At 58.9% G+C, this 25,770-nt stretch carries 18 protein-coding genes; 6 read left to right on the top strand and 12 right to left on the bottom strand.

Annotation, left to right across the window (positions count from 1 at the left end; translation table 11 throughout):
- The first annotated feature begins 248 nt into the window (after positions 1 to 248).
- From mfd to KFS80_RS19565, 3 genes are read left to right on the top strand one after another with little or no spacing between them, the layout of a single operon-like run.
- Positions 249 to 3,698, top strand: coding sequence for a transcription-repair coupling factor (gene mfd / locus KFS80_RS19575; protein ID WP_212545630.1), 3,450 nt, complete (start codon positions 249 to 251; stop codon positions 3,696 to 3,698).
- Positions 3,699 to 3,708: 10 nt separating this feature from the next.
- On the top strand, positions 3,709 to 4,275 hold the full coding sequence (locus KFS80_RS19570; RefSeq protein ID WP_212545629.1) for a CsiV family protein: 567 nt from the start codon (positions 3,709 to 3,711) through the stop codon (positions 4,273 to 4,275).
- Between the two features lie 11 nt (positions 4,276 to 4,286).
- Positions 4,287 to 6,977, top strand: coding sequence for a DEAD/DEAH box helicase (locus tag KFS80_RS19565; protein WP_212545628.1), 2,691 nt, complete (start codon positions 4,287 to 4,289; stop codon positions 6,975 to 6,977).
- Positions 6,978 to 7,147: 170 nt separating this feature from the next.
- Here the strand turns inward: KFS80_RS19565 and KFS80_RS19560 are convergent, their stop codons facing one another.
- The 4 genes from KFS80_RS19560 to KFS80_RS19545 all read right to left on the bottom strand — a co-directional run bounded on the left by KFS80_RS19560 (position 7,148) and on the right by KFS80_RS19545 (position 13,077).
- Positions 7,148 to 10,441, bottom strand: coding sequence for a DEAD/DEAH box helicase (locus KFS80_RS19560; protein WP_212545627.1), 3,294 nt, complete (start codon positions 10,439 to 10,441; stop codon positions 7,148 to 7,150).
- Between the two features lie 9 nt (positions 10,442 to 10,450).
- A complete protein-coding gene (locus KFS80_RS19555) occupies positions 10,451 to 11,188 on the bottom strand; it encodes an S-methyl-5'-thioinosine phosphorylase (protein WP_053122081.1) in 738 nt (245 codons plus the stop codon).
- Positions 11,189 to 11,200: 12 nt separating this feature from the next.
- Positions 11,201 to 12,211, bottom strand: a complete 1,011-nt coding sequence (gene nagZ, locus KFS80_RS19550) for a beta-N-acetylhexosaminidase (protein WP_212545626.1) — start codon at positions 12,209 to 12,211, stop codon at positions 11,201 to 11,203.
- Between the two features lie 158 nt (positions 12,212 to 12,369).
- A complete protein-coding gene (locus KFS80_RS19545; protein ID WP_019648307.1) occupies positions 12,370 to 13,077 on the bottom strand; it encodes a TetR/AcrR family transcriptional regulator in 708 nt (235 codons plus the stop codon).
- Positions 13,078 to 13,306: 229 nt separating this feature from the next.
- On the opposite strand from KFS80_RS19545, the gene lexA reads away from it, so the two are divergent.
- Complete coding sequence (gene lexA, locus KFS80_RS19540; protein ID WP_053122085.1) at positions 13,307 to 13,915, top strand: transcriptional repressor LexA; 609 nt, start codon at positions 13,307 to 13,309, stop codon at positions 13,913 to 13,915.
- A gap of 10 nt (positions 13,916 to 13,925) precedes the next feature.
- A complete protein-coding gene (gene sulA, locus KFS80_RS19535; protein WP_053122087.1) occupies positions 13,926 to 14,399 on the top strand; it encodes an SOS-induced cell division inhibitor SulA in 474 nt (157 codons plus the stop codon).
- Positions 14,400 to 14,496: 97 nt separating this feature from the next.
- Here sulA and KFS80_RS19530 read toward each other — a convergent pair whose 3' ends face one another.
- The 7 genes from KFS80_RS19530 to KFS80_RS19500 all read right to left on the bottom strand — a co-directional run bounded on the left by KFS80_RS19530 (position 14,497) and on the right by KFS80_RS19500 (position 22,908).
- Positions 14,497 to 14,730, bottom strand: a complete 234-nt coding sequence (locus KFS80_RS19530) for a hypothetical protein (RefSeq protein WP_008082203.1) — start codon at positions 14,728 to 14,730, stop codon at positions 14,497 to 14,499.
- A 106-nt stretch (positions 14,731 to 14,836) separates the two neighbouring features.
- Positions 14,837 to 15,361, bottom strand: a complete 525-nt coding sequence (locus KFS80_RS19525) for a DUF6586 family protein (protein WP_053122089.1) — start codon at positions 15,359 to 15,361, stop codon at positions 14,837 to 14,839.
- Between the two features lie 144 nt (positions 15,362 to 15,505).
- Positions 15,506 to 18,136 (bottom strand): type I DNA topoisomerase, encoded by a 2,631-nt coding sequence (gene topA / locus KFS80_RS19520; RefSeq protein ID WP_053122091.1) that lies wholly within the window; start codon positions 18,134 to 18,136, stop codon positions 15,506 to 15,508.
- A gap of 114 nt (positions 18,137 to 18,250) precedes the next feature.
- A complete protein-coding gene (locus KFS80_RS19515) occupies positions 18,251 to 18,487 on the bottom strand; it encodes a DUF1653 domain-containing protein (RefSeq protein ID WP_007910467.1) in 237 nt (78 codons plus the stop codon).
- 99 nt (positions 18,488 to 18,586) lie between these two features.
- Positions 18,587 to 19,762 carry an acetyl-CoA C-acyltransferase FadA gene (gene fadA, locus KFS80_RS19510; RefSeq protein ID WP_053122093.1) on the bottom strand — a complete coding sequence of 392 codons (1,176 nt, stop codon included), beginning with the start codon at positions 19,760 to 19,762 and terminating at the stop codon, positions 18,587 to 18,589.
- A gap of 32 nt (positions 19,763 to 19,794) precedes the next feature.
- Positions 19,795 to 21,942 (bottom strand): fatty acid oxidation complex subunit alpha FadB, encoded by a 2,148-nt coding sequence (gene fadB / locus KFS80_RS19505; RefSeq protein WP_212545625.1) that lies wholly within the window; start codon positions 21,940 to 21,942, stop codon positions 19,795 to 19,797.
- Positions 21,943 to 22,470: 528 nt separating this feature from the next.
- Complete coding sequence (locus tag KFS80_RS19500) at positions 22,471 to 22,908, bottom strand: hypothetical protein (protein WP_053122096.1); 438 nt, start codon at positions 22,906 to 22,908, stop codon at positions 22,471 to 22,473.
- A 102-nt stretch (positions 22,909 to 23,010) separates the two neighbouring features.
- Here KFS80_RS19500 and KFS80_RS19495 point away from each other — a divergent pair, with 102 nt between their 5' ends.
- On the top strand, positions 23,011 to 23,448 hold the full coding sequence (locus KFS80_RS19495; RefSeq protein ID WP_053122097.1) for a universal stress protein: 438 nt from the start codon (positions 23,011 to 23,013) through the stop codon (positions 23,446 to 23,448).
- 190 nt (positions 23,449 to 23,638) lie between these two features.
- On the opposite strand, the gene KFS80_RS19490 is transcribed toward KFS80_RS19495, so the two are convergent.
- Positions 23,639 to 25,561, bottom strand: a complete 1,923-nt coding sequence (locus tag KFS80_RS19490; protein ID WP_053122098.1) for an ATP-binding cassette domain-containing protein — start codon at positions 25,559 to 25,561, stop codon at positions 23,639 to 23,641.
- Between the last annotated feature and the right edge of the window lie 209 nt (positions 25,562 to 25,770).

Here is a 25,770-nt window from a genome sequence, read left to right as displayed (position 1 = left end):
CGCGCCAGCCCAGTAAATACGCGGCTTCCAGCGCAGTCAATTTTTCGTCGACTGTTAGACGATGTCTGTAACCCTCCGTAACACGAGCCAATTTCGGCACTACATAACCACTAAAAAAGTGCTCGTTTTTATGGTTACCACTACATTTCGCCAAAACAGTGAAGATAGACGTAGTCTGCAACTGACAGGCGACACCCGACGCCGCTACAATTACCGACTTTGTCGCAAAGCCTGGAGCTCAACCTTCCGTGCCCGTTCTGCGTCTACCGCAACTCCCTGCCGAGGCAGGTAAACAGCATTGGGGCAATTTGCCCGGCGCTGCCCTCAGTCTGGCGATTGCCGAGGCTGCCAGCGCTGCCAAGCGCTTCACCCTGCTACTGACCGCCGACAGCCAGAGTGCTGAACGACTGGAACAGGAGCTGAGTTTCTTCGCCCCGGATTTGCCCGTTCTGCATTTCCCCGACTGGGAAACCCTGCCCTACGACCTGTTCTCGCCGCATCAGGACATCATTTCCCAGCGCATTGCCAGCTTATATAGGCTGCCGGAACTGGAACACGGTGTGTTGGTGGTGCCGATCACCACCGCCCTGCACCGTCTGGCGCCGACCAAATTCCTGCTCGGTAGCAGCCTGGTGCTGGATGTCGGTCAGAAGCTCGACGTCGAGCAGATGCGCTCGCGGCTCGAAGCCAGCGGCTATCGCTACGTCGACACGGTGTATGAGCACGGCGAATTCACCGTGCGCGGCGCGCTGATCGACCTGTTTCCGATGGGCAGCAAGTTGCCGTATCGCATCGACCTGTTCGATGACGAAATCGAAACCCTGCGCACGTTTGATCCGGAAAACCAGCGCTCCATCGACAAGGTCGACTCGGTCAAGCTGCTGCCAGCGCGTGAATTCCCGTTGCAGAAAGACGCAGTCACCCGCTTCAAGGCGCGCTTTCGCGAGCGTTTCGACGTCGACTTCCGTCGCTGCCCGATCTTTCAGGATCTGAGCAGCGGAATTACCCCGGCCGGTATCGAGTACTACCTGCCGCTGTTCTTCGACGAAACCTCGACGCTGTTCGATTACCTGCCGCAAGACACGCAAGTGTTCTCGCTGCCGGGCATCGAGCAAGCGGCGGAGAATTTCTGGAACGACGTACGCAACCGTTACGAAGAGCGCCGCGTCGATCCATCGCGTCCTTTATTGCCACCCGCCGAATTATTCCTGCCGGTGGAAGACTGCTTCGCCCGTCTGAAGAGCTGGCCGCGTGTGGTTGCCAGTCAGCAAGACGTCGAAAGCGGCGCTGGTCGCGAGCGCTTCCCCGCGCAAGCCCTGCCGAATCTGGCGATCGAAGCCAAAGCCACGCAACCGCTGGCCGCGCTGGCTGGCTTCCTCGATGAGTTCCCCGGACGCGTGCTGTTCACCGCCGAATCCGCGGGCCGTCGCGAAGTCCTGTTGGAGTTGCTCGAACGTCTGAAGCTGCGACCAAAAACTGTCGACAGCTGGCCGGACTTTGTTGCGAGCAAGGATCGTCTGGCGATCACCATTGCCCCGCTCGACGAAGGCCTGATGCTGGATGATCCGGCGCTGGCACTGGTCGCCGAAAGTCCGCTGTTCGGTCAACGCGTCATGCAGCGTCGCCGTCGCGAGAAGCGTGCCGACGGCAACAACGACGCAGTGATCAAAAACCTCACCGAACTGCGCGAAGGCGCGCCGGTGGTGCACATCGATCACGGTGTCGGTCGCTACCTCGGCCTGACGATTCTGGAAATCGACGATCAAGCCGCCGAATTCCTTACCCTCGAATACGCCGAAAACGCCAAGCTCTACGTGCCGGTGGCCAACCTGCATCTGATCGCGCGCTACACCGGCAGCGATGATGCGCTAGCGCCGCTGCACCGTCTCGGCTCGGAAACCTGGCAGAAAGCCAAACGCAAAGCCGCCGAACAGGTACGTGACGTCGCCGCTGAGTTGCTCGACATCTATGCTCGCCGCGCCGCTCGCGAAGGTTATGCGTTCGCCGACCCGAAAGCCGATTACGCGACGTTCAGCGCCGGTTTCCCGTTCGAAGAAACCCCGGATCAACAAACCACCATCGAAGCCGTGCGCGCCGACATGCTCGCGCCGAAACCGATGGATCGTCTGGTCTGCGGCGACGTCGGTTTCGGCAAGACTGAAGTGGCCATGCGCGCGGCATTCATCGCCGTCCACGGTGGCCGCCAGGTTGCGATTCTGGTGCCGACCACCCTGCTCGCCCAGCAGCACTACAACAGCTTCCGCGACCGCTTCGCCGACTGGCCGGTGAGCGTGGAAGTGATGAGCCGCTTCAAATCGGCCAAGGAAGTGAACGCAGCGATCGCCGATCTGGCGGAAGGCAAGATCGACATCGTCATCGGCACGCACAAGTTGCTGTCCGACGACGTGAAAATCAAAAACCTCGGGCTGGTGATCATCGACGAAGAGCACCGTTTCGGTGTGCGTCAGAAAGAACAGCTCAAGGCCCTGCGCAGCGAAGTCGACATCCTCACGCTGACCGCCACGCCGATTCCGCGCACGCTGAACATGGCGGTGTCGGGCATGCGCGATCTGTCGATCATCGCCACACCGCCGGCGCGACGCCTGTCGGTGCGCACCTTCGTCATGGAGCAGAACAAGAGCACGGTCAAAGAGGCCCTGCTCCGCGAACTGCTGCGCGGCGGCCAGGTTTACTACTTGCACAACGATGTGAAAACCATCGAGAAATGCGCCGCCGACCTCGCCGAACTGGTACCGGAAGCGCGTATCGGCATCGGCCACGGACAGATGCGCGAGCGCGAACTCGAACAGGTGATGAGCGACTTCTATCACAAGCGCTTCAACGTGCTGATCGCTTCGACCATCATCGAGACCGGCATCGACGTGCCGAGCGCCAACACCATTATCATCGAGCGCGCTGACAAATTCGGCTTGGCGCAACTGCACCAGTTGCGTGGTCGCGTTGGCCGTAGTCACCACCAGGCATATGCGTACCTGCTGACACCGCCGCGCCAGCAAATCACTTCGGACGCGGAAAAGCGTCTGGAAGCGATCGCCAATACTCAGGATCTCGGTGCCGGTTTCGTGCTGGCGACCAACGACCTGGAAATCCGTGGTGCCGGCGAACTGCTTGGCGATGGCCAGAGCGGGCAGATTCAAGCCGTCGGTTTTACGCTGTACATGGAAATGCTCGAACGCGCGGTGAAATCGATCCGCAAGGGCGAGCAACCGAACCTCGATCAACCGCTCGGCGGTGGCCCGGAGGTCAATTTGCGGGTGCCGGCGCTGATTCCGGAAGACTACCTGCCGGATGTTCACGCGCGCCTGATTCTGTACAAGCGCATTGCTTCGGCGACCGACGAGGAAGGCTTGAAGGATCTGCAAGTCGAGATGATCGACCGTTTCGGCTTGTTGCCGGAACCGACGAAAAATCTGGTGCGCATCACGGCGTTGAAGTTGCAGGCTGAGCAGTTGGGCATCAAGAAAGTCGATGGCGGCCCGCAAGGTGGGCGCATCGAGTTCGAAGCGCAGACGCAGGTCGATCCGATGACACTGATCAAGCTGATTCAGAGCCAGCCAAAACGCTACAAATTCGAAGGCGCCACGATGTTCAAGTTCCAGGTGCCGATGGAACGCCCGGAAGAGCGCTTTAATACTGTAGAGGCGCTGTTTGAGCGCCTCCTCCCGAAATCTGTTTAAAGGACGCCGCATGCGCCTGTTTCGCTCGCTGACTTTGCTACTCACCCTGGTAGCACCTTCGGTTTTTGCCGATGACCTGTATCAGGTCGAAATGATTCTGGTGCGCCAGAACGCCGTGCCGGCCATCGTCAGCCGTGCCGCGCCGGAAGACTGGGCCGCCGGCGCCCAGCGTTTGGCCGACGACAGCAAGCGCACCCCGGCACTGAATGACGTGGTGACTAAACTCACCGCCAGTGGCGACTACACAGTCCTGATGCACAAGGCCTGGCAGCAAACCCTCGGCGAAGCACCGGCGAAAGTCGCGGTCAGCGACGGTCAGGAGCAATACGGCCAGTTCCCGATCGAGGGCACGCTGGAGATGAAGCTCGGGCGCTTCACTGACGTCGCTGCCGATTTCTGGGTCAATCAGATCGACACCAATGGCCTGGTCACCGCCAGTGAACGCCTGAAACAGGACAGCCACACCAAGAACGGCCAACTCAACTATCTCGACAACGGCCATCTGGCGCTGCTGATCAAGATCACTTCCCTGACCGCGCCTGCGCCACGGGAAGCGCCTGAAGCGATTCCGGACTGATCGAAGTCCTTATGAACCCGCCGCTGAGTAAACCGTTGGCGCCCTCCTGGGTCAGCCGATTCAAGGAACAGAGCTTGGAGCGTGGCCGCCGCTACGCCCTGGAAAACCGGGTACGCATCGCCCAGGTCGGCGATGCAACGATCACCGCCAGTTGCGAAGGCTCTGGCGGTAACGTTTACCGTCAGACGATTCATCTTCGCGAGTCAGCCAAAGGCACTCTGCTGCTGGTCGATGCCGGCTGCACCTGCCCGGTTCGCAGCAACTGCAAACATTGCGCGGCAGTGTTGCTGAAAGTGCAGGAAACCCTCGACTACCCCGCCGCTGCCAAAGACGCCGAGCTGTTGGAGAAACTTCAAGCCGTGCTGGAGAATCGTGGCCCTAAAGCACCGCCGCAAGTGCTGGTCGACAATGTGCAGCCGATGCCGCGCCTGTGGCTGGCCAGTGTCGAGTTCAGCGCTTTCGAACCGCGCAACGGCAAGATGCAGCGCTACATTCAGCACCGCGCGGCGCTGTCGTTCAGCTATCTGGATGAGTACGTCAGCGGGCAGAAAAACAGCGACATCCTGATCCGTCAGGAAACCCAGACCCTGCGGATAAAACGCCATCCGGAAGTCGAACAGTCCTACCGCGAACAGTTACGAATCCTCGGCTTTCGTATTGCTACCCGCCAGAGCAAAGCGCTGCCGGAAAGCGCGGGCGAGCTGTATGAAATGGTCAACGACAGCGCCTGGCTGACGTTTACCCTCAACGATTTGCCGAAGCTGCGCACCCAAGGCTGGGAATTGCAGATCGACGAGGAGTTTGGCTTTGACCTGACTGCCGTGGATGACTGGTACGCCACGGTCGAGCAGGCGCCGGAGCGTGACTGGTTTGATCTGGAACTGGGGATCATCGTCAACGGTGAGCGCCTGAGTCTGCTGCCGATCCTGCTTAACCTGATGCGCTCGCACGCCGAAATTCTCAATCCGGAACGCCTTGCGCGCCGTCGCGATGACGAGCTGATTCTGGTCAACGTGCCGCAACGCAATATCGAGCACGGGCCGCTGCAGGTGGCATTGCCGCTGGGTCGGTTGAAACCTGTGCTGATGACGCTCGGCGAGTTCTATTTGCAGGAGCCGGGCGAAACCACCCTGCGCCTGAGCAAGGCCGACGCGACACGACTCAATTCTCTGGAAGGCCTGCCCCTGCTGTGGGAGGGTGGCGAGCAGATCCGCACGTTTGCTCAACGCTTGCGCGACATTCGTGATTTCAGCGCTGAAGCACCGGAAGGACTGAACGCGACGCTGCGCCCGTATCAGCTCGAAGGCCTGAGCTGGATGCAATCGCTGCGGCAACTGGAAGTCGGCGGGATTCTTGCGGATGACATGGGTTTGGGTAAAACCCTACAGACCCTGGCGCATATTCTCAGCGAGAAAAATGCCGGACGTTTGGATCGCCCGTGCATGGTGGTGATGCCGACCAGTCTGATTCCAAACTGGCTGGATGAGGCGGCACACTTCACCCCGCAGCTGAAAGTGGTCGCGCTGTACGGGGCCACGCGCAAAAAGCATTTCGATAATCTGGCCGATTTCGACCTGATCCTCACCACCTACGCGCTGCTGCCCAAAGACGTCGAACGTCTGGCCAAGCAGCCGCTGCATGTATTGGTGCTGGATGAGGCGCAGTACATCAAAAACCCGAACAGCAAAGCCGCTCAAGCCGCGCGCGAGCTCAACGCACGCCAGCGTCTGTGCCTGAGCGGTACGCCGCTGGAAAACCACTTGGGCGAGCTGTGGTCGCTGTTTCACTTCCTGCTGCCGGGCTGGCTCGGCGACGTGAAAAGCTTCAACGCCGATTACCGTGTGCCGATTGAAAAGCGCGGCAGTGAGGTCAGACTTCAGCACCTCAACGGTCGGATAAAACCGTTCCTGCTGCGCCGCACCAAAGAGCAGGTCGCCACCGAGCTGCCGCCGAAAACCGAGATCATCCATTGGGTCGATCTCAACGAAGCGCAGCGCGATGTGTACGAAACCATGCGTTTGGCGATGGACAAGAAAGTCCGCGACGAGATCACCCGCAAAGGCGTGGCGCGCAGTCAGATCATCATTCTTGAGGCGCTGCTCAAGCTGCGTCAGGTTTGCTGTGATTTGCGCTTGGTCAACGATGCCACCCTGCCCGCTCGCGGCAGCACCTCAGGCAAGCTCGACAGCTTGATGGAAATGCTTGAGGAGTTGTTCGAGGAAGGACGGCGGATTTTGCTGTTTTCGCAGTTCACCTCGATGCTGGCCTTGATCGAGCAAGAGCTGAAAAAGCGTAATGTTTCCTACGCGCTTTTGACCGGCCAGACCCGCGATCGGCGTACACCGGTGAAGGAATTCCAGAGCGGTAAGCGTCAGATTTTTCTCATCAGCCTGAAGGCCGGTGGTGTTGGTCTGAACCTGACGGAAGCGGACACGGTGATTCACTACGACCCGTGGTGGAACCCGGCGACCGAAAATCAGGCGACGGATCGGGCGTATCGAATTGGTCAGGAGAAACCGGTATTCGTTTACAAGATGATTGCTCGGGGCACGGTGGAAGAGAAGATTCAGCACCTGCAAAAGGAAAAATCCGACTTGGCGGCAGGCGTGCTGGATGGGCGTAGGGCTGGGGACTGGAAGTTGCAGAGTGATGATATTGAAGCGCTGTTTGCGCCGCTGCCGGATAAGCTCGATAAGCGTTAAGATTTTTGTCGCCTGTTAGATAGCTTTCGCGAGCAAGCCCGCTCCCACATTAGAATTTTGGCATTCACAAGATCCCTGTAAAAACTGGATTGGTGAACGCCACAGATCCAATGTGGGAGCGGGCTTGCTCGCGAATAGGGGCACCTCGGTCTAACAGTTAAAACCCAGGCTCAACTCTTGGAAACAGGCAACGGCGCAAACAACGCCTCGATGTCACTCTGCTCAAGCTTCCAGCCACCCGTCGTCCCACCTTCAAGCACCGCCCCGGCCAACGCGGCCTTCTCCTGCTGCAACGCCTGTATCTTCTCCTCCACCGTGCCACGGGCAATCAGCTTGTAAACAAACACCGGGTTGTTCTGCCCGATGCGATACGCGCGATCGGTGGCCTGATTCTCCACTGCCGGGTTCCACCACGGGTCGAAGTGGATCACCGTGTCCGCAGCAGTCAGGTTCAAACCGGTACCGCCCGCCTTCAGACTGATCAGAAACAGCGGCACCTTGCCGCCCTGAAAATCCTTGACCGGCGTGCGCCGATCCGTGGTGTCGCCGGTCAGCAGCGAATAGGCAATGTCCCGTTGCTGCAATTCTTCCTCAATCAAAGCGAGCATCGAGGTGAACTGCGAGAACAGCAGGATTCTGCGACCTTCGCCGAGCAACTCTTCAAGCATTTCCATCAGGCTGACCAGCTTGCCACTGCCGGAACGCAGTGCCTTGGCTGTCATTGGCATCTTGATCAGGCGCAAGTCGCAACAAACCTGCCGCAGCTTGAGCAAGGCATCGAGAATGATGATCTGACTGCGCGCCACGCCACTGCGGGCAATCTCGTCGCGGACTTTTTTGTCCATTGCGACGCGAACCGTTTCATAGACATCGCGCTGGCCGTCGCTGAGATCGACCCAATGGACGATTTCGGTTTTCGGTGGCAACTCGGTGGCGACCTGATCCTTTTTGCGACGCAACAAAAACGGCTTGATCCGTGCCGTCAGGTGCTGCATGCGCTGAACATTGCCGTGCTTTTCAATTGGCGTGCGGTAATCGCGATTGAAGGATTTGCTGTCGCCAAGCCAGCCGGGCATGAGGAAATGAAACTGCGACCACAGCTCGCCCAAGTGGTTTTCCAATGGCGTGCCGCTCAGGCACAAGCGCTGACGGGCCTGCAGATCACGGGCCGCTTGCGCCGCTTTGCTGATCGGATTTTTGATGTTCTGCGCTTCGTCGAGAATCAGCACGCTCCACAGCTGCGGCTGTAGAACCTCGAGATCCCTCGGCAGCAACGCGTAAGTGGTCAGCACCAGATCGTACTCGGCCAGATTAGCGAAATCTTTCTGCCGTCCCGTGCCGTGCAGCGCCAATACTTTCAACTGCGGGGTGAATCGCTCGGCCTCGTCGAGCCAGTTTGGAATCAGGCTGGTCGGCATCACCGCCAGAGCCGGGCAATCGAGGCGACCGGCGTGTTTTTCCGTGAGCAGATGCGCCAGGGTTTGCAGGGTTTTGCCCAGCCCCATGTCATCGCCGAGAATGCCGCCGACCTCAAGCTCGCGCAGGGTCTGCATCCAGTTCAGGCCTTCAAGCTGATACGGGCGCAGTTGCGCGTTAAGACCGGCCGGCGCAGCGACGTGGGTGTGACTGGAATTCTGCAATCGCTTGGCGAAGGTGCGCAGCCGCTCGCCACCCTGCCAATCCAGCGGTACGCCATCGAGCATACTCAAGCGCGCGGCATCCGGGACACTCAAGCGCAGTGCATCGCCCTGATGACCGCCCAGGTACAACTCGCCCAGCGTCGCCATCAGCGGTTTGACCCGACTCAGCGGCAGCGCGACCTTGGCGCCCGAAGAGTCACCAAAGCCGCTGGGCTTCAGTTCGATCAGGAGTTTTTCATCATCGCTGCGTTGTGCCAGATTGACCGGGTCAAGCAAGCGCGGCTGGGTGCGCAACAAGTGCAGAAGGATCGGTAGCAAACTGTAGCGCTGGCCATTGACGACGATACCCAATTGCAAATCAAACCACTGATGCCCAGCCTCTTCTTCGACCTCGGCGTACCAATGCTCGACTGGCTGTACATTGAAATGAAAGCCGTCACTAATCTCGACTTGCCAGTTCAAGGCGCGCAGGGTGGCAAGCCCTTCGTGCATAAACCCGAGCCAGGCGGAATCATCCGGCAAGGTAAACATCTCGCCGCGACGATCCAGCGAACTCTTGCGGGTGGCTTTCTTGAAGCCGTGCTTTTGCAGGATCTGGCGCAGCTGCTTTTCCACCGCAGGCTGGCGTTGAATGCGCTGGGTTTCGGTGCCGTTGAGGATCATCACTTCCGGATTGCGATCCACCGTCGGCTGGCCGTTGTAGGTAAACACCAGGGCGGCGCGGTGCTCCAGAACGTATTCCCAGCGCGAGCGCTCCCGACCGCTGACGAGGGTCAGTTGTGGCTGCGGCAGTACGTCGTCGATGACTCGTTCGGTCAGTTGGTGTGGCGGCGGGATTCTCGTTGCGGTGCTCATGCGATGGCTGAACTGCATGGCCTGACGCGCCGGAACGTCCGGCGCCAGCGTCAAATGACTGGCCAGTTTTTCTTCCAGTTCATTGAACAGAGGGCCAATCTGCCGCTGATCACGATCCAGGTAATAAAGCGGCTCCAGCGCCAGCACAGTTTCCTGCGCAGCCTCGGCACTGCTCCACTGCGCGCGGAAGCCGCCGTCGGCCTGTTCGGCCCAGGCGAACTGGCCGGTGCGTTTCGCCCCCGCCACCAACGGGCGCAGATCTTCGAAATCGAGGAACAGCCGCGAGGTGCGCAGGAGCATGTCCAGCAGTTCGGCGCCGCTGCTGCCTTCCAGCGGATAGCCGCTGTAATAGGCGTGGTGCGAGTGCATGGCAACCAGCAGCCTGGCGACGCGCAGATCCAGCTCGGACAGGTAGCCGGGCTGACGCATGAGCATTTCCGCCAGCGAATACATCGGTTTGACTTCGCGTAACTCGCCGCTCTTGAGCTGGGAAACCTTGAAAATATCGAGCAGCCACTTGCCGCTCACTGACGTTGGCTTGAGCTTGTAAAACAGGCGCGTGCCTGCGGTTTGCGCGCCCTCTACGGCGGGCTTGGCCGGCACCGGAATTGTCGAAAGCCAATGTTCCAGCGCCCGACCCAGCGGGATCTGTGCGTCACTTTCAGACGCACTATGATCACTGCCCTGCAGGTGATAAAGCACCGCAGCGCAATGCTTGCAGTCGATAGCGACAGGACAGGTGCACAGGCAACGCAAGCTGACGGAGCCCAGCCGATCTTCGGACAGGTAAATGGTTTGTTCATACGCCTGATCTTGCGAACCGACGCAGAACGCCTCGATCTTTCTGTCATCGATCTCGATGATCTCTACTCGATCATCGGCGGCATAAGCGCGAGCCTTGGCCAGCGCGCTGCTAGTGAATTCCTGAGTCCAGGCCGACGACTTGAGCCGCTCGATGAAAACGCTCATGGGCAGCCCTTAGCCGGCCAACACCCGCGCCAATGTCGACTTCACCTTACCCATGCCGTCATGCAGCGCCTGCTCGATCTCGGCCATGGTGATCACTTCAGTGGTCTTGCCCGCCGCAGGGTTCACCACCAGCGCCAGACAGGCGTAATCCAGATCCAGCTCACGCGCCAGCGCGGCTTCCGGCATGCCGGTCATGCCGACGATGTCGCAGCCATCGCGCTCCAGACGCACGATTTCGGCCACGGTTTCCAGACGCGGGCCTTGGGTGCAGGCGTAAACGCCTTGGTCGCTGAACTCGCAACCTTCAGCAGCCACGGCGGCAATCAATTGCTGACGCAGCGGTTCGCTGTAGGGAAAACTGAAGTCGATGTGGGTGACGTGCTCCAGATCATCGGCGAAATAGGTGTGCTCGCGGCCGCTGGTGTAGTCGACGATCTGATGTGGCACGCAGAAATGCCCGGTGCCCATCGCCGGATGAATCCCGCCGACGGCATTCACCGCGATGATCGCTTCGGCGCCGGCCTGCTTCAGCGCCCACAGATTGGCGCGGTAGTTGACCTTGTGCGGCGGGAAGCGATGCGGGTGGCCGTGACGGGCGAGGAACAGCACTTCCTTGCCGGCGTATTCGCCGATCTGCACTTCGGCCGATGGCGCGCCGTAAGGTGTGTCGACTGCCAGCGACTGGCGAATGCTCAGGCCTTCGAGTTGAGTCAGGCCGGTGCCACCGATGATTGCGTAAACGGTCATAACGAAAAATCCTTAATCGATCAGTTGAGCGTCTTTGAGCGCGCCGATGGCGGTGAGCCAGCGCGGATCCTGGCGATATTCGGTGCTGGCAATGGCCTGACCGCGCATACGAGCGATTCGGGCGGAGGGCTTGACCTTCATCCGTTGCGCGGCGCTAAGGGCGAGTTCGGCAGCGGCGCGGTCGTTGCACACCAGGCCCATGTCGCAACCTGCAGTCAATGCGGCTTCGATGCGGCTGGCGGCGTCGCCGACCACGTGAGCGCCGGCCATCGACAGGTCGTCGCTGAAGATCACGCCGTCGAACTGCAACTCGCCGCGCAGGATGTCCTGCAACCAGCGGCGGGAGAAACCGGCTGGCTGCGAATCGACCTGCGGATAGATGACGTGCGCCGGCATGATCGCGGCCAGTTGCTTACTAAGTTTGGCGAACGGCACGAGGTCGTTGGCGCGGATCTCGTCGAGGCTGCGCTCGTCATTCGGGATCGCCACGTGGGAATCGGCTTCGGCCCAACCGTGACCAGGGAAGTGCTTGCCGGTGGCCGCCATGCCCGCGCTGTTCATGCCGCGAATAAATGCCCCGGCAAGGACTGCGGCGCGCTCGGGATCGCCTTCAAAGGAACGGGTGCCGACCACGGCGCTGCGCTGGTAATCGAGATCGAGTACCGGGGCGAAACTCAGGTCGAGGCCGACCGCCAGCACTTCGGTGGCCATGATCCAGCCACATTGTTCAGCGAGGTATTCGGCATCCGGGTTGTCGGCGATGGCACGCATGGCCGGCAGGCGCACGAAGCCCTGACGCAGACGCTGCACACGACCGCCCTCTTGATCCACCGCCAGCAGCAGATCCGGGCGAATCGCGCGGATCGCGGCGCTGAGCTCACGCACCTGGCGCGGATGTTCGATGTTACGGGCGAAAATAATCAGGCCGCCCACTTCGGGCTGACGCAACAATTGGCGATCTTCGGCCGTCAGCCAGGTACCGGCGACGTCCACCATCAACGAGCCTTGCAGGCCAGCAGTCATAGAGATTCCTTGAAAACGAAAAACCCGATGCGCAGAAAATCGCTACCGTGAGCAGTGCTCGGCAGGTCGGCAATTTCTGTTTGGATCGGGTTCAGAACGAGAGTCGGCATGGGCGGCTAGCTTAGCGGATACAAGCTGCCGCGCCCACCCGTGCGCGGTTAAACCTTGGCGGCGACCGGCGTTGACTTGCTGCGCGGACGCAGTTGCGCGGTGGCCATGGCCGTGTCGGTGACGCCGGTTTCTGCGCGCATGCCCGCGGCGAGGAACGGCACCATCAGGCGCATGACTTGTTCGATGGAAGTGTTAACGCCGAAATCGGTCTCGGCAATCGCCCGCAACGCCTTGATACCGGACATGCTGAACGCCGCAGCGCCGAGCATGAAGTGCACGCGCCAGAACAGTTCAATTGGTGGAATACGCGGCGCGGCTTCGTTGACCAGCAACATGTAGCGACGGAATACCTTGCCGTACATGTCTTCCAGATAACGGCGCAAGTGGCCTTGGCTCTGGCTGAACGCGAGGCCGAGCAAACGCATGAAAATCGACAGGTCGTTACCGCTGCGTGGCTGCACCACGAGGGCTTGCTCGACGAGGATTTCCAACAGTTCTTCGAGGGTCGGCTTGTTCTCAGGCTTGGCCTGACGGCGCTCCAGCTCTTTATCGAGGCTGAGGCAGAACGGCCCGAGGAAGCGCGAGAAAACCGCCTGTATCAGGGCCTTCTTCGAACCGAAGTGATAGTTCACTGCTGCCAGGTTGACGCCAGCCTTGCTGGTGATCAAACGCAATGAGGTTTCCGCGAAACCTTTCTCCGCGAACAACTGCTCGGCAGCATCAAGAATGCGTTCAACGGTTTCCGACTGGGCCATGGCTACTCCGCCTGACAAACACTTGTTTGAAACATACGTTTCAGCCTATGCCTTGTCAAGCCTGCCAGTTCGTTTTGGGAATGGTCGGTCAGCTATTTAACCACACAAGCCCGACGCTTTTATAAGCAGTGCTGCCGACCGTCCGGCGGCAGGCAAAAAAACGGGCATTGCCAAGAGCGTTTCACTGTATATAATCCCAGTCACTGTATAAAAAGACAGAGCGATCATTATGCTAAAGCTGACGCCACGCCAAGCCGAGATTCTGGCCTTTATCAAACGTTGCCTCGAAGACAACGGTTATCCGCCAACCCGTGCGGAAATCGCTCAGGAACTGGGCTTCAAGTCGCCTAACGCGGCAGAAGAACACCTCAAGGCGCTGGCCCGCAAAGGCGCCATCGAAATGACCCCGGGCGCCTCTCGTGGCATTCGCATCCCTGGCTTCGAAGCCAAGGCTGACGACTCTACCCTGCCGGTCATTGGCCGTGTCGCTGCCGGTGCGCCGATCCTCGCTCAGCAGCACATCGAAGAGTCCTGCAACATCAATCCCGCCTTCTTCCACCCGCGTGCCGACTATCTGTTGCGCGTGCACGGCATGAGCATGAAGGACATCGGCATTTTCGACGGTGATCTGCTGGCCGTCCACACCACCCGCGAAGCGCGCAATGGCCAGGTGGTTGTCGCCCGTATCGGCGATGAAGTGACCGTCAAACGCTTCAAGCGTGAAGGCAGCAAAGTCTGGCTGATGGCCGAAAACCCTGAGTTCGCCCCTATCGAAGTCGACCTGAAAGATCAGGAACTGGTGATCGAAGGCTTGAGTGTCGGCGTTATCCGCCGCTAAAGGAGGCTTTATGCAGTTCCCACACACACCTCAGCAAACACAACTGCCTTTATTCGAAGCGTTTCTGGCGCAACCGATGGCGCCGATCCTCAAGGAAGTGGTCGAGCGTGAATGGAATGCCGAACCTGAAGTATTCAGTGAGCTGTCTCTGCGCGGTGCGGCCGGGAACTGCCTGAACCTGCTCGCCCCGATCCTTCGCGAATTGAGCGAGGATCAGGACGCTCGCTGGCTGACGCTGATCGCGCCGCCTGCCAGCCTGACACAAACCTGGCTGCGCGATGCCGGCCTGAACCGCGAACGTATTCTGCTGCTGCAACCGCGCGGCACGCAAAGTGCTCAGCAGTTGGCGTGCGAGGCATTGCGTCTGGGCCGCAGTCACACAGTGGTGACCTGGCTCAACCCGCTGAACACAACCTCACGTCAGCAACTGATCAGCGCGGCCCGCACGGGCGACGCTCAAAGCCTGAACATTCGCTTGGGTTGATTCGCAGGTGAAATGCGCTGTGTGAAGCGCAGGGCTTCTCCAAGGACAGAGAAGCCGATCTGAAGCGGTACCGATAAAAACGAAAAGCAGGCAGGGATCAGTGAAGAACCCGTGGCCCCTCTTCCTTATCAAACTCACCTTCAATCATCCGGCCGGCCATCTGCACGCCGACGCTCAACATCGCCTTGGCGATTTCCACGTGCTGACCCTGAAGGAAAGTCTTGGCATCCTCGGAGAAATCCAGAGTCACCAAAGAACCTTCGTCCTCAGCCCTGCGCAGTTCGATTCGGCCGTCTGGTAACTCGACAATCTCTAGAAAGGACGTTGGCATATAGGTCTGTTCTCCACGAAAGGCAGGGATTATATAGACATCATTCAGGATTCGCTCGGGATCTTGACCAGCAGCATGTTTCAGATTGCCACCGCGTCAATCAGTCTCAGCACTCGTTCAATCCTTCACGAAAACGAATCGCCAAGCCTTTCAGATTCTGCCGCCAGCTCTCCAGCTCCTCTCGGCTCAACTCTTCTGGCGCCTCTTCTTCATCCAGATTGATCGCCTGAATCAGCGGCTGGGTCACGTCGCCCTTCGGCTTATGCGGCACCCGCGGAGGCTGAAACAGTGCCGAATGCGCCGCCAACAATTTCGCCAGCCAGGTTTCAGGATTACCCGCCAATTCGACCATTTCAGCCATTTCGGGAATCGCTATCGACTCCAGCACTTCGCGCGTCAACAGCATCTCTGCCCGTGGCGCATTGGCCTGAGGTAGACGATAGAAGCCAGCAATCTCATGACAAAGGCCCAACAGGGCGCCATAGAGGTGGAACAACGCCGATTCACGCCCGGCCTGAATCAGCGCCAGAGAATTCATCGCCCGCCCTTCTTCAGCGCGAGCCAGGGCTTCCAGCGACAGGCCGGCGAAATAGATCTTCTGATTGGTACGGGTATAGAGTTCGTGAGCCATGACGGCGCTCTCCACAACGAAATAATTGCTTCACACAGGCCGGACAGTGTCGTGGATCAGCCGATCCCACCGCAAGCAGAAAACAAAAAGGCCGCATGAAAACCCGAGGGTTTGCATGCGGCCTTTTCAGTATCGGACTAACGCTTACTCGGCCTTGGCCTTCGTACGCTTGTCTTCAACCGTCCACTTGCCGCCGTCGTAGTAAGCCTTCCAACCGGTAGGCTTGCCGTCGACTTCGGTCTGCACGTATTGCTCCTTGGTCTTGCGGCTGTAGCGAATAACCGCTGGCAGACCATCAGGATCCTTCTTCGGCGCGTCGCAGAGGAAGTGGTACTTCGGATCGATTTCGTCCTTGTGCGGCACAATCTCGATCACCAGCGGAGCACGGGTCTCGCGGTTTTTCGGGAACTGACTCGCCGCGAGGAACAGGCCGGAGGCACCGTCGCGCAGGATGTAGGTGTCGTTGACCTTTTCGCATTTCAGCTCAGGCATCTTCACCGGATCCATCTTCGGCGGCGCCGCGTCACCGCTTTTCAGCAGTTTGCGGGTGTTCTTGCACTCGGGGTTGGTGCAACCGAAGAACTTGCCGAAACGGCCGGTTTTGAGTTGCATCTCACTGCCGCACTTGTCGCATTCCAGGCTCGGACCTTCGTAGCCCTTGATGCGATAGCTGCCCTCTTCGATTTCGTAGCCAGCGCAATCCGGGTTGTTACCGCAGATGTGCAGCTTGCGCTTCTCGTCGAGCAAGTAAGCGTCCATCGCTGTGCTGCAGATCGGGCAACGATGCTTGCCGCGCAGTACCAGCGACTCCGACTCGCCCTCATCGTCCGCAGCGATTTCATCGCCCGGCACCAGGTTGACGGTGGCCTTGCAGCGTTCTTTCGGCGGCAGGCTGTAGCCCGAGCAGCCGAGGAACACGCCGGTCGATGCGGTACGAATCTGCATCGGACGGCCGCAGGTCGTGCACGGAATGTCGGTCATCACCGGCTGGTTGGCACGCATGCCGTTTTCCGGATTCTCGGCTACTTCGAGCTTCTTCTTGAAGTCGCCATAGAACTCGTCCAGCACGTTTTTCCAGTCGCGCTCGCCCTGTGCCACGTCATCGAGATTCTCTTCCATGCCGGCGGTGAAACCGTAGTCCATGAGGTTCGAGAAGCTCTCCGACAGACGCTCGGTAACGATGTCGCCCATCTTTTCCGAATAGAAACGACGGTTGTGCAGGGTCACGTAACCGCGATCCTGAATGGTCGAAATGATCGCCGCATAAGTCGAAGGACGACCGATGCCGCGTTTTTCCATTTCTTTCACCAGGCTGGCTTCGGAGTAACGCGCCGGCGGCTTGGTGAAGTGCTGCGACGGATCGAGCTTGATCAGCTTCATCACGTCGCCCTGCGCCATATCAGGCAGAACGTCATCATCGCCCGGCTTGGCAATTTGCGGCATGACACGGGTGTAACCGTCGAACTTGAGGATGCGGCCCTTGGCGCGCAGCTCGAAATCGCCAGCGCCGACGCTGACGGTAGTCGACAGGTACTGGGCCGGTAGCATCTGGCAAGCCAGGAACTGGCGCCAGATCAGCTCGTAGAGACGCTCTGCATCGCGCTCCATGCCCGCCAGCTTGCTTGGAATGGTGTTGGCGTCGGAAGGACGAATCGCTTCGTGAGCCTCTTGTGCGCCTTCCTTGCTGCTGTAGACGTTCGGCGTTTCCGGCAGGTACTTCTTGCCGAACTCGTCTTCGATGTAAGCACGCGCCATCGTCACGGCATCGGCCGAGAGGTTGGTCGAGTCGGTACGCATATACGTGATGTAGCCGGCTTCATACAAACGCTGGGCCATCATCATGGTTTTCTTCACGCCGAAGCCCAGGCGGTTACTCGCAGCCTGTTGCAGGGTCGACGTGATGAACGGTGCCGAAGGCTTGCTGCTGGTCGGCTTGTCTTCGCGTTTGACGATGCTGTAGCTGGAAGCCTTGAGCTTTTCCAGCGCGGCCGTGGCCTGGGCTTCGTTCAGCGGCTTGAAGGCTTCGCCTTTTTCGCGAGCCACTTCGAAACGCACGGTCGAGCCTTTGGTGGTGCCGAGATCGGCATGCACTTCCCAATACTCTTCCGGGTTGAACGCACGAATTTCGCGCTCACGCTCCACGACCAGCTTCACGGCTACAGATTGCACGCGGCCAGCGGACAGGCCACGGGCGATCTTCGCCCACAGCAGCGGCGAGACCATGTAACCGACAACGCGGTCGAGGAACCGACGCGCCTGCTGAGCGTTGACACGATCGATGTCCAGCTCGCCCGGCTTGGAGAACGCTTCCTGAATCGCCTTCTTGGTGATTTCGTTGAACACCACGCGCTTGTAGCGGCTGTCGTCACCACCGATGGCTTCGCGCAGGTGCCAGGCAATGGCTTCCCCCTCGCGATCCAAGTCGGTTGCGAGATAGATGGTGTCAGCATCTTTGGCGAGCCGGCGCAGCTCTTCGATGACCTTCTCTTTACCCGGGAGGATCTCGTACTTGGCTTTCCAGCCATGATCGGGATCGACACCCATACGCGAGACGAGCTGCTTGCGCGCCTTCTCTTTCGGCGAGAGCACCGGACCTTCGCCCGCAGCAGCCTTGCCGCGCTTGGCGGCTGGCTCTTTGCTGGCGCTAGCCGAACCGCTGGTGGGCAGGTCTCGGATATGGCCGATACTCGACTTCACCACGTATTGGTTACCCAGATACTTGTTGATGGTCTTGGCCTTAGCCGGGGATTCCACAATGACCAGCGATTTGCCCATGGATCAGAAAATTCCTGAATTCTAGAAGTGAAAGGCGGTTGGCGCCTGACGCGGCACCGCTATATATAGTTGATACAAGGTGAGGTCAAGCACAGGGTTCTGTGCGCACTCGCCTTACGCCTTGGAAAAAAGGCTCGGTTCGGCCTGCACCAAAGCAAAGCGTGGCACCTGCTCGCCGTCAACCTCGACCGACTCGAGAAACATGCTCAAGGGGCGTACCCAAAAGCCGTAATCGCCATACAGGGCTTGGTAAAAGACCACTTCTTCTTCGGTTTCCGAATGCCGCGCAACACTGAATACACGGTACTGCGGACCTTTGTAATGTTGGTAGAGCCCAGGTTGTATCGGCATGTTTTGGCCCTCACTCAAATTTTTTCAAAATAAAAACAAAAATAAATCCAGAAAAACAAAAACCGGGGCACTTGGCCCCGGCTTCCATCGACGAGACGCTTAAACGCGTTCGAAGACGGTGGAGATGCCTTGGCCGAGACCAATGCACATAGTGGCTACCCCGAAGGTGCCGCTATTCTGCTTCATCACGTTCAGCAAGGTGCCGGAAATACGGGCACCGGAGCAACCGAACGGGTGACCCAGGGCGATCGCGCCGCCATGCAGGTTAACCTTCTCGTTCATCTTGTCGAGTACTTTCAGATCTTTCAGCACTGGCAGAGCCTGTGCAGCGAAAGCTTCGTTGAGCTCGAAGAAGTCGATATCGTTGATGCCAAGACCGGCACGCTTCAAGGCTTTTTGTGTTGCCGGAACTGGACCATAGCCCATGATTGCCGGATCCACACCTGCCACTGCCATCGAACGGATAACCGCCATTGGCTGGATACCCAGATCTTGTGCGCGCTGCGCCGACATCACGATCATGCACGAAGCACCATCGGTGATCTGCGACGAAGTACCCGCAGTCACGGTGCCGCCCTTTGGATTGAAGGCAGGCTTGAGGGCCGCCAGACTTTCCAGGGTGGTTTCCGGACGAATGGTTTCATCATAGTCGAACAGTTTCAGGAAACCGTTCTCGTCATAGCCCTGCATCGGGATGATTTCGTCTTTGAACTTGCCTTCCACGGTGGCCTTGTGGGCCAACTGGTGGGAACGCACGCCGAAAGCATCTTGCTGCTCGCGAGTAATGCCGTGCATTTTGCCGAGCATTTCAGCGGTCAGACCCATCATGCCCGAGGCTTTCGCCGCGTACAGCGACATGTGCGGGTTCGGATCGACACCGTGCATCATGCTCACGTGGCCCATATGCTCGACGCCACCAACCACGAACACGTCACCGTTACCGGTCATGATCGCTTGCGCAGCAGTGTGCAGCGCGCTCATCGACGAGCCACACAGACGGCTGACGGTCTGGCCGGCCGAAGTGTGCGGGATCTGGGTCATCAGCGACGCCATGCGCGCGATGTTCCAGCCCTGCTCCAGGGTCTGGTTGACGCAGCCCCAGATCACGTCTTCGACTTCCGCCGGATCGACCTTGACGTTGCGTTCCAGTAGTTTGCTGATCAGGTGCGCCGACATGTCTTCGGCGCGGGTGTTGCGGTGCATGCCGCCCTTGGAGCGGCCCATCGGAGTACGACCGAAGTCGACAATCACGACGTCTCTTGGATTCAAGCTCATAAAATTTCACTCTCGCTCAAAAGTTGGGACGCTTAACCGAAGAACCGTTGGCCGGTTTTGGCCATTTCACGCAGCTTCGCGGTCGGGTGGTACAGCGCGCCCAAATCAGCGTACTGGTCAGCCAGGGCAACGAACTCGGCAACACCGATCGAATCGATGTAGCGCAGTGCACCGCCACGGAATGGAGGGAAACCGATACCGTAGACCAGACCCATGTCGGCTTCGGCGGCGGTTTCAACGATGCCGTCTTCCAGGCAACGCACGGTTTCCAGGCACAGCGGGATCATCATCCAGTTGATGATGTCTTCGTCAGTGACTTCGCGCTGCTCGTAAACGATCGGCTTGAGCACTTCGAGTACCGACGGATCGGCGACTTTCTTCTGCTTGCCTTTCTTGTCGGCTTCGTAGGCGTAGAAGCCCTTGCCGTTTTTCTGACCCAGACGCTTGGCCTCGTACAGCACGTCGATGGCCGAACGACGGTCATCCTTCATGCGATCCGGGAAACCTTCAGCCATTACGTCACGACCGTGGTGACCGGTGTCGATGCCGACCACGTCCATCAGGTATGCCGGGCCCATTGGCCAGCCGAATTTTTCCATGACCTTGTCGATACGGACGAAGTCCACACCGGCGCTGACCAGTTTGGCGAAACCGCCGAAGTACGGGAACAGTACGCGGTTGACCAGGAAGCCCGGGCAGTCGTTGACGACGATCGGGTTCTTGCCCATTTTCTTGGCGTAAGCAACAGTGGTGGCAACAGCCAGCTCACTCGACTTCTCGCCACGGATCACTTCCACCAGCGGCATCATGTGCACCGGGTTGAAGAAGTGCATGCCGACGAAGTTTTCCGGACGCTTGAGGGCTTTCGCCAGCAGGCTGATGGAAATGGTCGACGTGTTGGACGCGAGGATGGTGTCCTCTTTGACCTTGTCTTCAACTTCAGCCAATACGGCTTGCTTGACCTTCGGATTCTCGACAACAGCTTCGACAACCAGATCGACGTGACCGAAGTCGCCGTAGGACAGGGTTGGGCGAATGCCGTTGAGGACTTCAGCCATTTTCGCAGCGGTCATGCGACCTTTATCAACGCGGCCAACCAGCAATTTGGCGGCTTCGGCCAGACCCTGCTCGATACCGTGCTCGTTGATGTCCTTCATCAGGATCGGCGTACCTTTGGAGGCCGACTGATAAGCGATACCGCCACCCATGATGCCTGCGCCGAGTACGGCAGCCTGCTTCACGTCTTTGGCGATTTCGTCGTAGGCCTTGGCCTTTTTCTTCAATTCCTGATCGTTCAGGAACAGACCGATCAAGCTCTGCGCAGCAGAGGTCTTGGCCAGTTTGACGAAACCGGCAGCTTCGACTTCCAGAGCCTTGTCACGACCGAAGTTCGCAGCTTTCTGGATGGTCTTGATCGCTTCAACCGGCGCCGGGTAGTTCGGGCCAGCCTGACCGGCAACGAAACCTTTGGCGGTTTCGAAAGCCATCATTTGTTCAATGGCGTTCAGCTTGAGCTTATCCAGCTTCGGCTGACGCTTGGCCTTGTAATCGAACTCGCCGGAGATGGCGCGTTTGATCAGCTCAAGAGCCGCTTCCTGCAGTTTTTCCGGAGCAACCACAGCGTCGACGGCACTGACTTTCAGCGCGTCTTCAGGGCGGTTTTCCTTGCCGGAGGCAATCCACTCGATAGCGTTATCGGCACCGATCAGGCGCGGCAGACGCACGGTGCCGCCGAAGCCTGGGTAGATGCCCAGTTTGACTTCCGGCAGACCGATCTTGGCTTTGGTCGACATGACGCGATAGTCAGCCGCCAGGCACATTTCCAGACCGCCGCCCAGAGCGATGCCATTGATGGCCGCTACGGTTGGAACATTGAGGTCTTCGAAATCGCTGAAGATCTTGTTGGCTTCGAGATTGCCAGCAACCAGCTCGGCATCCGGCAGCTTGAAGTTCTCGACAAATTCGGTGATGTCGGCGCCGACGATGAATACGTCCTTGCCACTGCTGACGATCACGCCCTTGATCGAAGCATCTGCCTTGATGGTGTCTACGGCCTGACGCAGTTCGTTCAGGGTAAGACGGTTGAACTTGTTGACGGACTCACCCTTGAGGTCGAATTTCAATTCGACGATGCCACTTTCAAGAGCTTTAACCGTGATGGCTTTACCTTCGTAAATCATCAACTGATCTCCACGATATGGAAGCTGAACAGTACACGTCGGACGCAAGCGAATGGTTTGGCAGGACGCTTCTTCGTCACTGCTGATACCCATTCACCCGGCACACCCGCCAACGCGATAGTCGGGATTCTGTAGGAGCGGTCAGTAAGACAAACGCTCAATTCATACGCCCGTTTGATTTGGGTACGTCACCTTCACGGAATTTCCGACAATTGTCAATCGCCCAAAATACGGGTTGAAATGCGACTTTGCGGTCATTTCCGCACCACGCAGACCGGCAACACGCGCCTGCATAAGAAGCCATTCATAGAATCAATAGTTAGAAAAGTCGCCCTAATTAGCGCCGAGCCTTGTTTAACAGGCTACGCTGGCTGGACTACAGGGAAAAGCGCTGAGCGCTGCAAGCGAGATTCGTTGTAAAAAGATTTACCGGCCTGCCTGGCCAACCCAGCCCGATGAATCATGTCGGGCTTTTTAATGCGCGTCTGACGGACGATCCCCACCGTTGCAGTGGGAAAAGTCCGTGCGTCATGCCAGCGCTTTCAGAGTCGCGTCGATATCCAGCAAAACCGAGGCTTCGCCCTTCTCACCCCAATACAAGGCGATCATCTGCTTGTCGGCTTCGACTTTGAAAACGTTGCCCGGCAACTTTTCGAAATGATTAAGCAGCGCCGGATCTTCGCAGGCTTCCTGCCACTGATTGACCCACGCACCCGGCGATTTCTGCCAATACGTCCAGCACGCCGGCTGCTTGCCACGGCGCGGCCGATGATATTGCGCGCACGGGCTCGGCGGCTCTTGCGCCATCCAGTGCGGCCACTCCTGAGGCGCCAGTTGCATGGCCAGACCGATGCGGCGCGCCTCCATGCGCAGGGCGATGCGACCGCTTTGTGCACGCGATGGACGCAACCACGCCAGCGGACTCAAAACCACCAACAGGATTGACACCACCAACCAGACCGTCATATCTCTACTCCCGATTTTTGATGAGCCATTGCTCCACTTCGGAACCAATGCGCTTGAAACCAGCCATACTTAACAATATTGAACCGTCACGAGGAGCACCTCATGCCCTACACCCATATCCTGGTCGCCGTAGATCTGACTGAAGAGTGCGACCCTGTGATTCACCGCGCCCGCGAGCTATCGGTGAGCAACGGTGCCAAGCTGTCGCTGGTGCATATTGTCGAACCAATGGCCATGGCGTTCGGCGGCGACGTGCCGATGGATCTGTCACAACTGCAACAACAGCAGTTCGATCAGGCCAAGGAGCGCCTGGAGCGCCTGAAGCTCAAATACTCCGAGCTCGAAGGCGCCAACTGCCATTTGACCTATGGCCAGCCACGTCAGGAAATCCACCACTTCGCCAAGGAACAGCAATGCGATCTGATTGTGGTTGGCAGCCATGGTCGTCATGGTCTGGCCTTGTTGCTCGGCTCCACTGCGAACGACGTACTGCACGGTGCGCCTTGCGATGTGCTCGCCGTCCACCTGGTCAAACGCTGAAACACTGCACCCTGTAGGAGTAAGCCTGCTCGCGATAGCGTTATAACAGTCGACAGACATGTTGAATGCTAAACCGCTTTCGCGAGCAAGCCCGCTCCCACATTTGATCTGCGTAGACCGATAGATCGCATTACATATGAAAAGCCCGGCGCTCATCACTGAGCGCCGGGCTTTTTTGTTACGGGATCAATCAGGCATCCAGCTCGGCCCAACGCTCCATCAACGCATCCAGCTCAGCGTGCAACTGCTCCAAAGAAGCAATCACCTTGGCCGTCTCAGCCGCAGGACGCTGATAGAAACCGGCATCCGCCATTTCAGCTTCCACCGCAGCGATCTGCTGCTCTTTGGCGTCGATATCGCCCGGCAACGCTTCCAGCTCGCGCTGCAGCTTGTAGCTCAGCTTCTTCTTGGCCGCCGGGGCGGTAGCGGCAGGTTCAGCCACCGCAGCCGGCTCAGCCGTTACCACTGCCGAATTCAGGTCAGCCTTGCCGGATTTGCTTTCAGTCACGCCCAGCAGACGCGGCGAGCCGCCCTGACGGATCCAGTCCTGATAGCCACCGACGTATTCACGCACCTTGCCTTCACCTTCGAAGACCAGGGTGCTGGTGACCACGTTGTCGAGGAATGCCCGGTCGTGGCTGACCATCAGCACGGTGCCGTTGAACGTCAGCAGCACTTCTTCAAGCAGCTCCAGCGTTTCCACGTCGAGGTCGTTGGTCGGTTCGTCGAGCACCAGCAGGTTGGCTGGTTTGCTGAACAGTTTGGCCAGCAACAGACGCGCACGCTCACCACCCGACAGCGCCTTGACCGGCGTGCGGGCACGCTGCGGGCTGAACAGGAAGTCGCCGAGGTAGCTCAGGACGTGGCGGCTCTGACCGTCGATATCGATGAAGTCGCGACCTTCGGCAACGTTGTCGATAACGGTTTTTTCCAGATCCAGTTGATGACGCAACTGATCGAAGTAGGCCACGTCGATCCGCGTGCCTTCTTCCACTTTGCCGCTGGTCGGTTGCAGACCGCTGAGCATCAGTTTCAGCAGCGTGGTCTTGCCGGTACCGTTGGCGCCGAGCAGACCGATACGGTCGCCGCGCGTCAGCACCATCGAGAAATCCTTGATCAGGAACGGGCCGCCCGGGTGAGCGAAACTCACGTTCTCGAGCACCATCACCTGCTTGCCGGACTTGTCGGCAGTGTCCAACTGAATATTGGCCTTGCCGGTGCGCTCACGACGCTCACTGCGCTCAACGCGCAAAGCTTTCAGGGCGCGGACGCGGCCTTCGTTACGGGTGCGGCGCGCCTTGATGCCCTGGCGGATCCAGACTTCTTCCTGGGCCAGTTTCTTGTCGAACAGCGCGTTGGCGGTTTCTTCAGCGGCCAGCGCGGCTTCTTTGTGCACGAGGAAACTGGCGTAGTCGCCGTTCCAGTCGATCAGGCCGCCGCGATCCAGTTCGAGGATGCGCGTGGCAAGGTTTTGCAGGAAGGAACGGTCGTGCGTGATGAACAGCACGGCGCCCTGGAAATCTTTCAGCGCTTCTTCGAGCCAGGCAATCGCACCGATGTCCAGGTGGTTGGTCGGTTCGTCGAGCAGCAGCAGATCCGGTTCGGACACCAGCGCCTGCGCCAGCAGCACGCGACGACGCCAGCCGCCGGACAACTGGGCGAGGGTCTTGTCGGCCGGCAGTTGCAGGCGGCTCAGGGTGCTGTCGACCAACGTCTGCAAGCGCCAGCCATCACGGGCTTCGAGGTCTTGCTGAACGTGCATCAGCTTGTTCAGGTCTTCTTCAGTGACGCAGTTCTGCGCCAAATGATGGTACTCGGCGAGCAATGCGCCCACACCATCCAGGCCTTCAGCGACCACGTCGAACACCGTCCGATCGTCGGCCACTGGCAATTCTTGCGGCAATTCGCCGATTTTCAGACCGGGGGCACGCCACACGGAGCCGTCGTCAGGCTTTTGATCGCCCTTGACCAGCTTCATCATGCTGGACTTGCCTGTGCCGTTGCGGCCGATGATGCACACCCGCTCACCACGGGCGATCTGCCAGGACACCTTGTCCAACAACGGCATAGCGCCGAACGCAAGGGACACATCGCTGAATTTGAGCAGGGTCATGAGCTTCTCCAAAAACCGGGCGCGCATTCTACCTGACTTAGGGCTCCAGCAGGCCGGCAATTTGTCTGTCGAAGCACTCTGCACAACAATTGTTGCGAACTTGTGCTGCGAGGCCCGCAAAGCTTTCGCCGCTCGCTGGCAAAAGGCTAAGCTACAGACAATTCAGTGCTGACCGAGGTCGGCACTTGTCATGATTTCTCTGCCCGGAT

Source organism: Pseudomonas rustica (genome assembly GCF_018336155.1).
In the GTDB taxonomy this organism is placed as follows: Bacteria; Pseudomonadota; Gammaproteobacteria; order Pseudomonadales; family Pseudomonadaceae; genus Aquipseudomonas; species Aquipseudomonas rustica.
The sequence above is the reverse complement of the archived record's forward strand: the minus strand, read 5'-3'. Positions and strand labels throughout refer to the sequence as shown.

Bases quoted from the DNA above. Each gene is read 5' to 3' on its own strand.
- KFS80_RS19560 (WP_212545627.1), bottom strand. From the start codon at position 10,441: ATGAGCGTTTTCATCGAGCGGCTCAAGTCGTCGGCCTGGACTCAGGAA.
- fadA (WP_053122093.1), bottom strand. From the start codon at position 19,762: ATGAGCTTGAATCCAAGAGACGTCGTGATTGTCGACTTCGGTCGTACT.
- nagZ (WP_212545626.1), bottom strand. From the start codon at position 12,211: ATGACTGCTGGCCTGCAAGGCTCGTTGATGGTGGACGTCGCCGGTACC.
- KFS80_RS19545 (WP_019648307.1), bottom strand. From the start codon at position 13,077: ATGGCCCAGTCGGAAACCGTTGAACGCATTCTTGATGCTGCCGAGCAG.
- KFS80_RS19495 (WP_053122097.1), top strand. From the start codon at position 23,011: ATGCCCTACACCCATATCCTGGTCGCCGTAGATCTGACTGAAGAGTGC.
- fadB (WP_212545625.1), bottom strand. From the start codon at position 21,942: ATGATTTACGAAGGTAAAGCCATCACGGTTAAAGCTCTTGAAAGTGGC.
- KFS80_RS19555 (WP_053122081.1), bottom strand. From the start codon at position 11,188: ATGACCGTTTACGCAATCATCGGTGGCACCGGCCTGACTCAACTCGAA.
- KFS80_RS19515 (WP_007910467.1), bottom strand. From the start codon at position 18,487: ATGCCGATACAACCTGGGCTCTACCAACATTACAAAGGTCCGCAGTAC.
- KFS80_RS19500 (WP_053122096.1), bottom strand. From the start codon at position 22,908: ATGACGGTCTGGTTGGTGGTGTCAATCCTGTTGGTGGTTTTGAGTCCG.
- KFS80_RS19570 (WP_212545629.1), top strand. From the start codon at position 3,709: ATGCGCCTGTTTCGCTCGCTGACTTTGCTACTCACCCTGGTAGCACCT.
- KFS80_RS19565 (WP_212545628.1), top strand. From the start codon at position 4,287: ATGAACCCGCCGCTGAGTAAACCGTTGGCGCCCTCCTGGGTCAGCCGA.
- sulA (WP_053122087.1), top strand. From the start codon at position 13,926: ATGCAGTTCCCACACACACCTCAGCAAACACAACTGCCTTTATTCGAA.
- KFS80_RS19490 (WP_053122098.1), bottom strand. From the start codon at position 25,561: ATGACCCTGCTCAAATTCAGCGATGTGTCCCTTGCGTTCGGCGCTATG.
- KFS80_RS19530 (WP_008082203.1), bottom strand. From the start codon at position 14,730: ATGCCAACGTCCTTTCTAGAGATTGTCGAGTTACCAGACGGCCGAATC.
- KFS80_RS19525 (WP_053122089.1), bottom strand. From the start codon at position 15,361: ATGGCTCACGAACTCTATACCCGTACCAATCAGAAGATCTATTTCGCC.
- topA (WP_053122091.1), bottom strand. From the start codon at position 18,136: ATGGGCAAATCGCTGGTCATTGTGGAATCCCCGGCTAAGGCCAAGACC.
- lexA (WP_053122085.1), top strand. From the start codon at position 13,307: ATGCTAAAGCTGACGCCACGCCAAGCCGAGATTCTGGCCTTTATCAAA.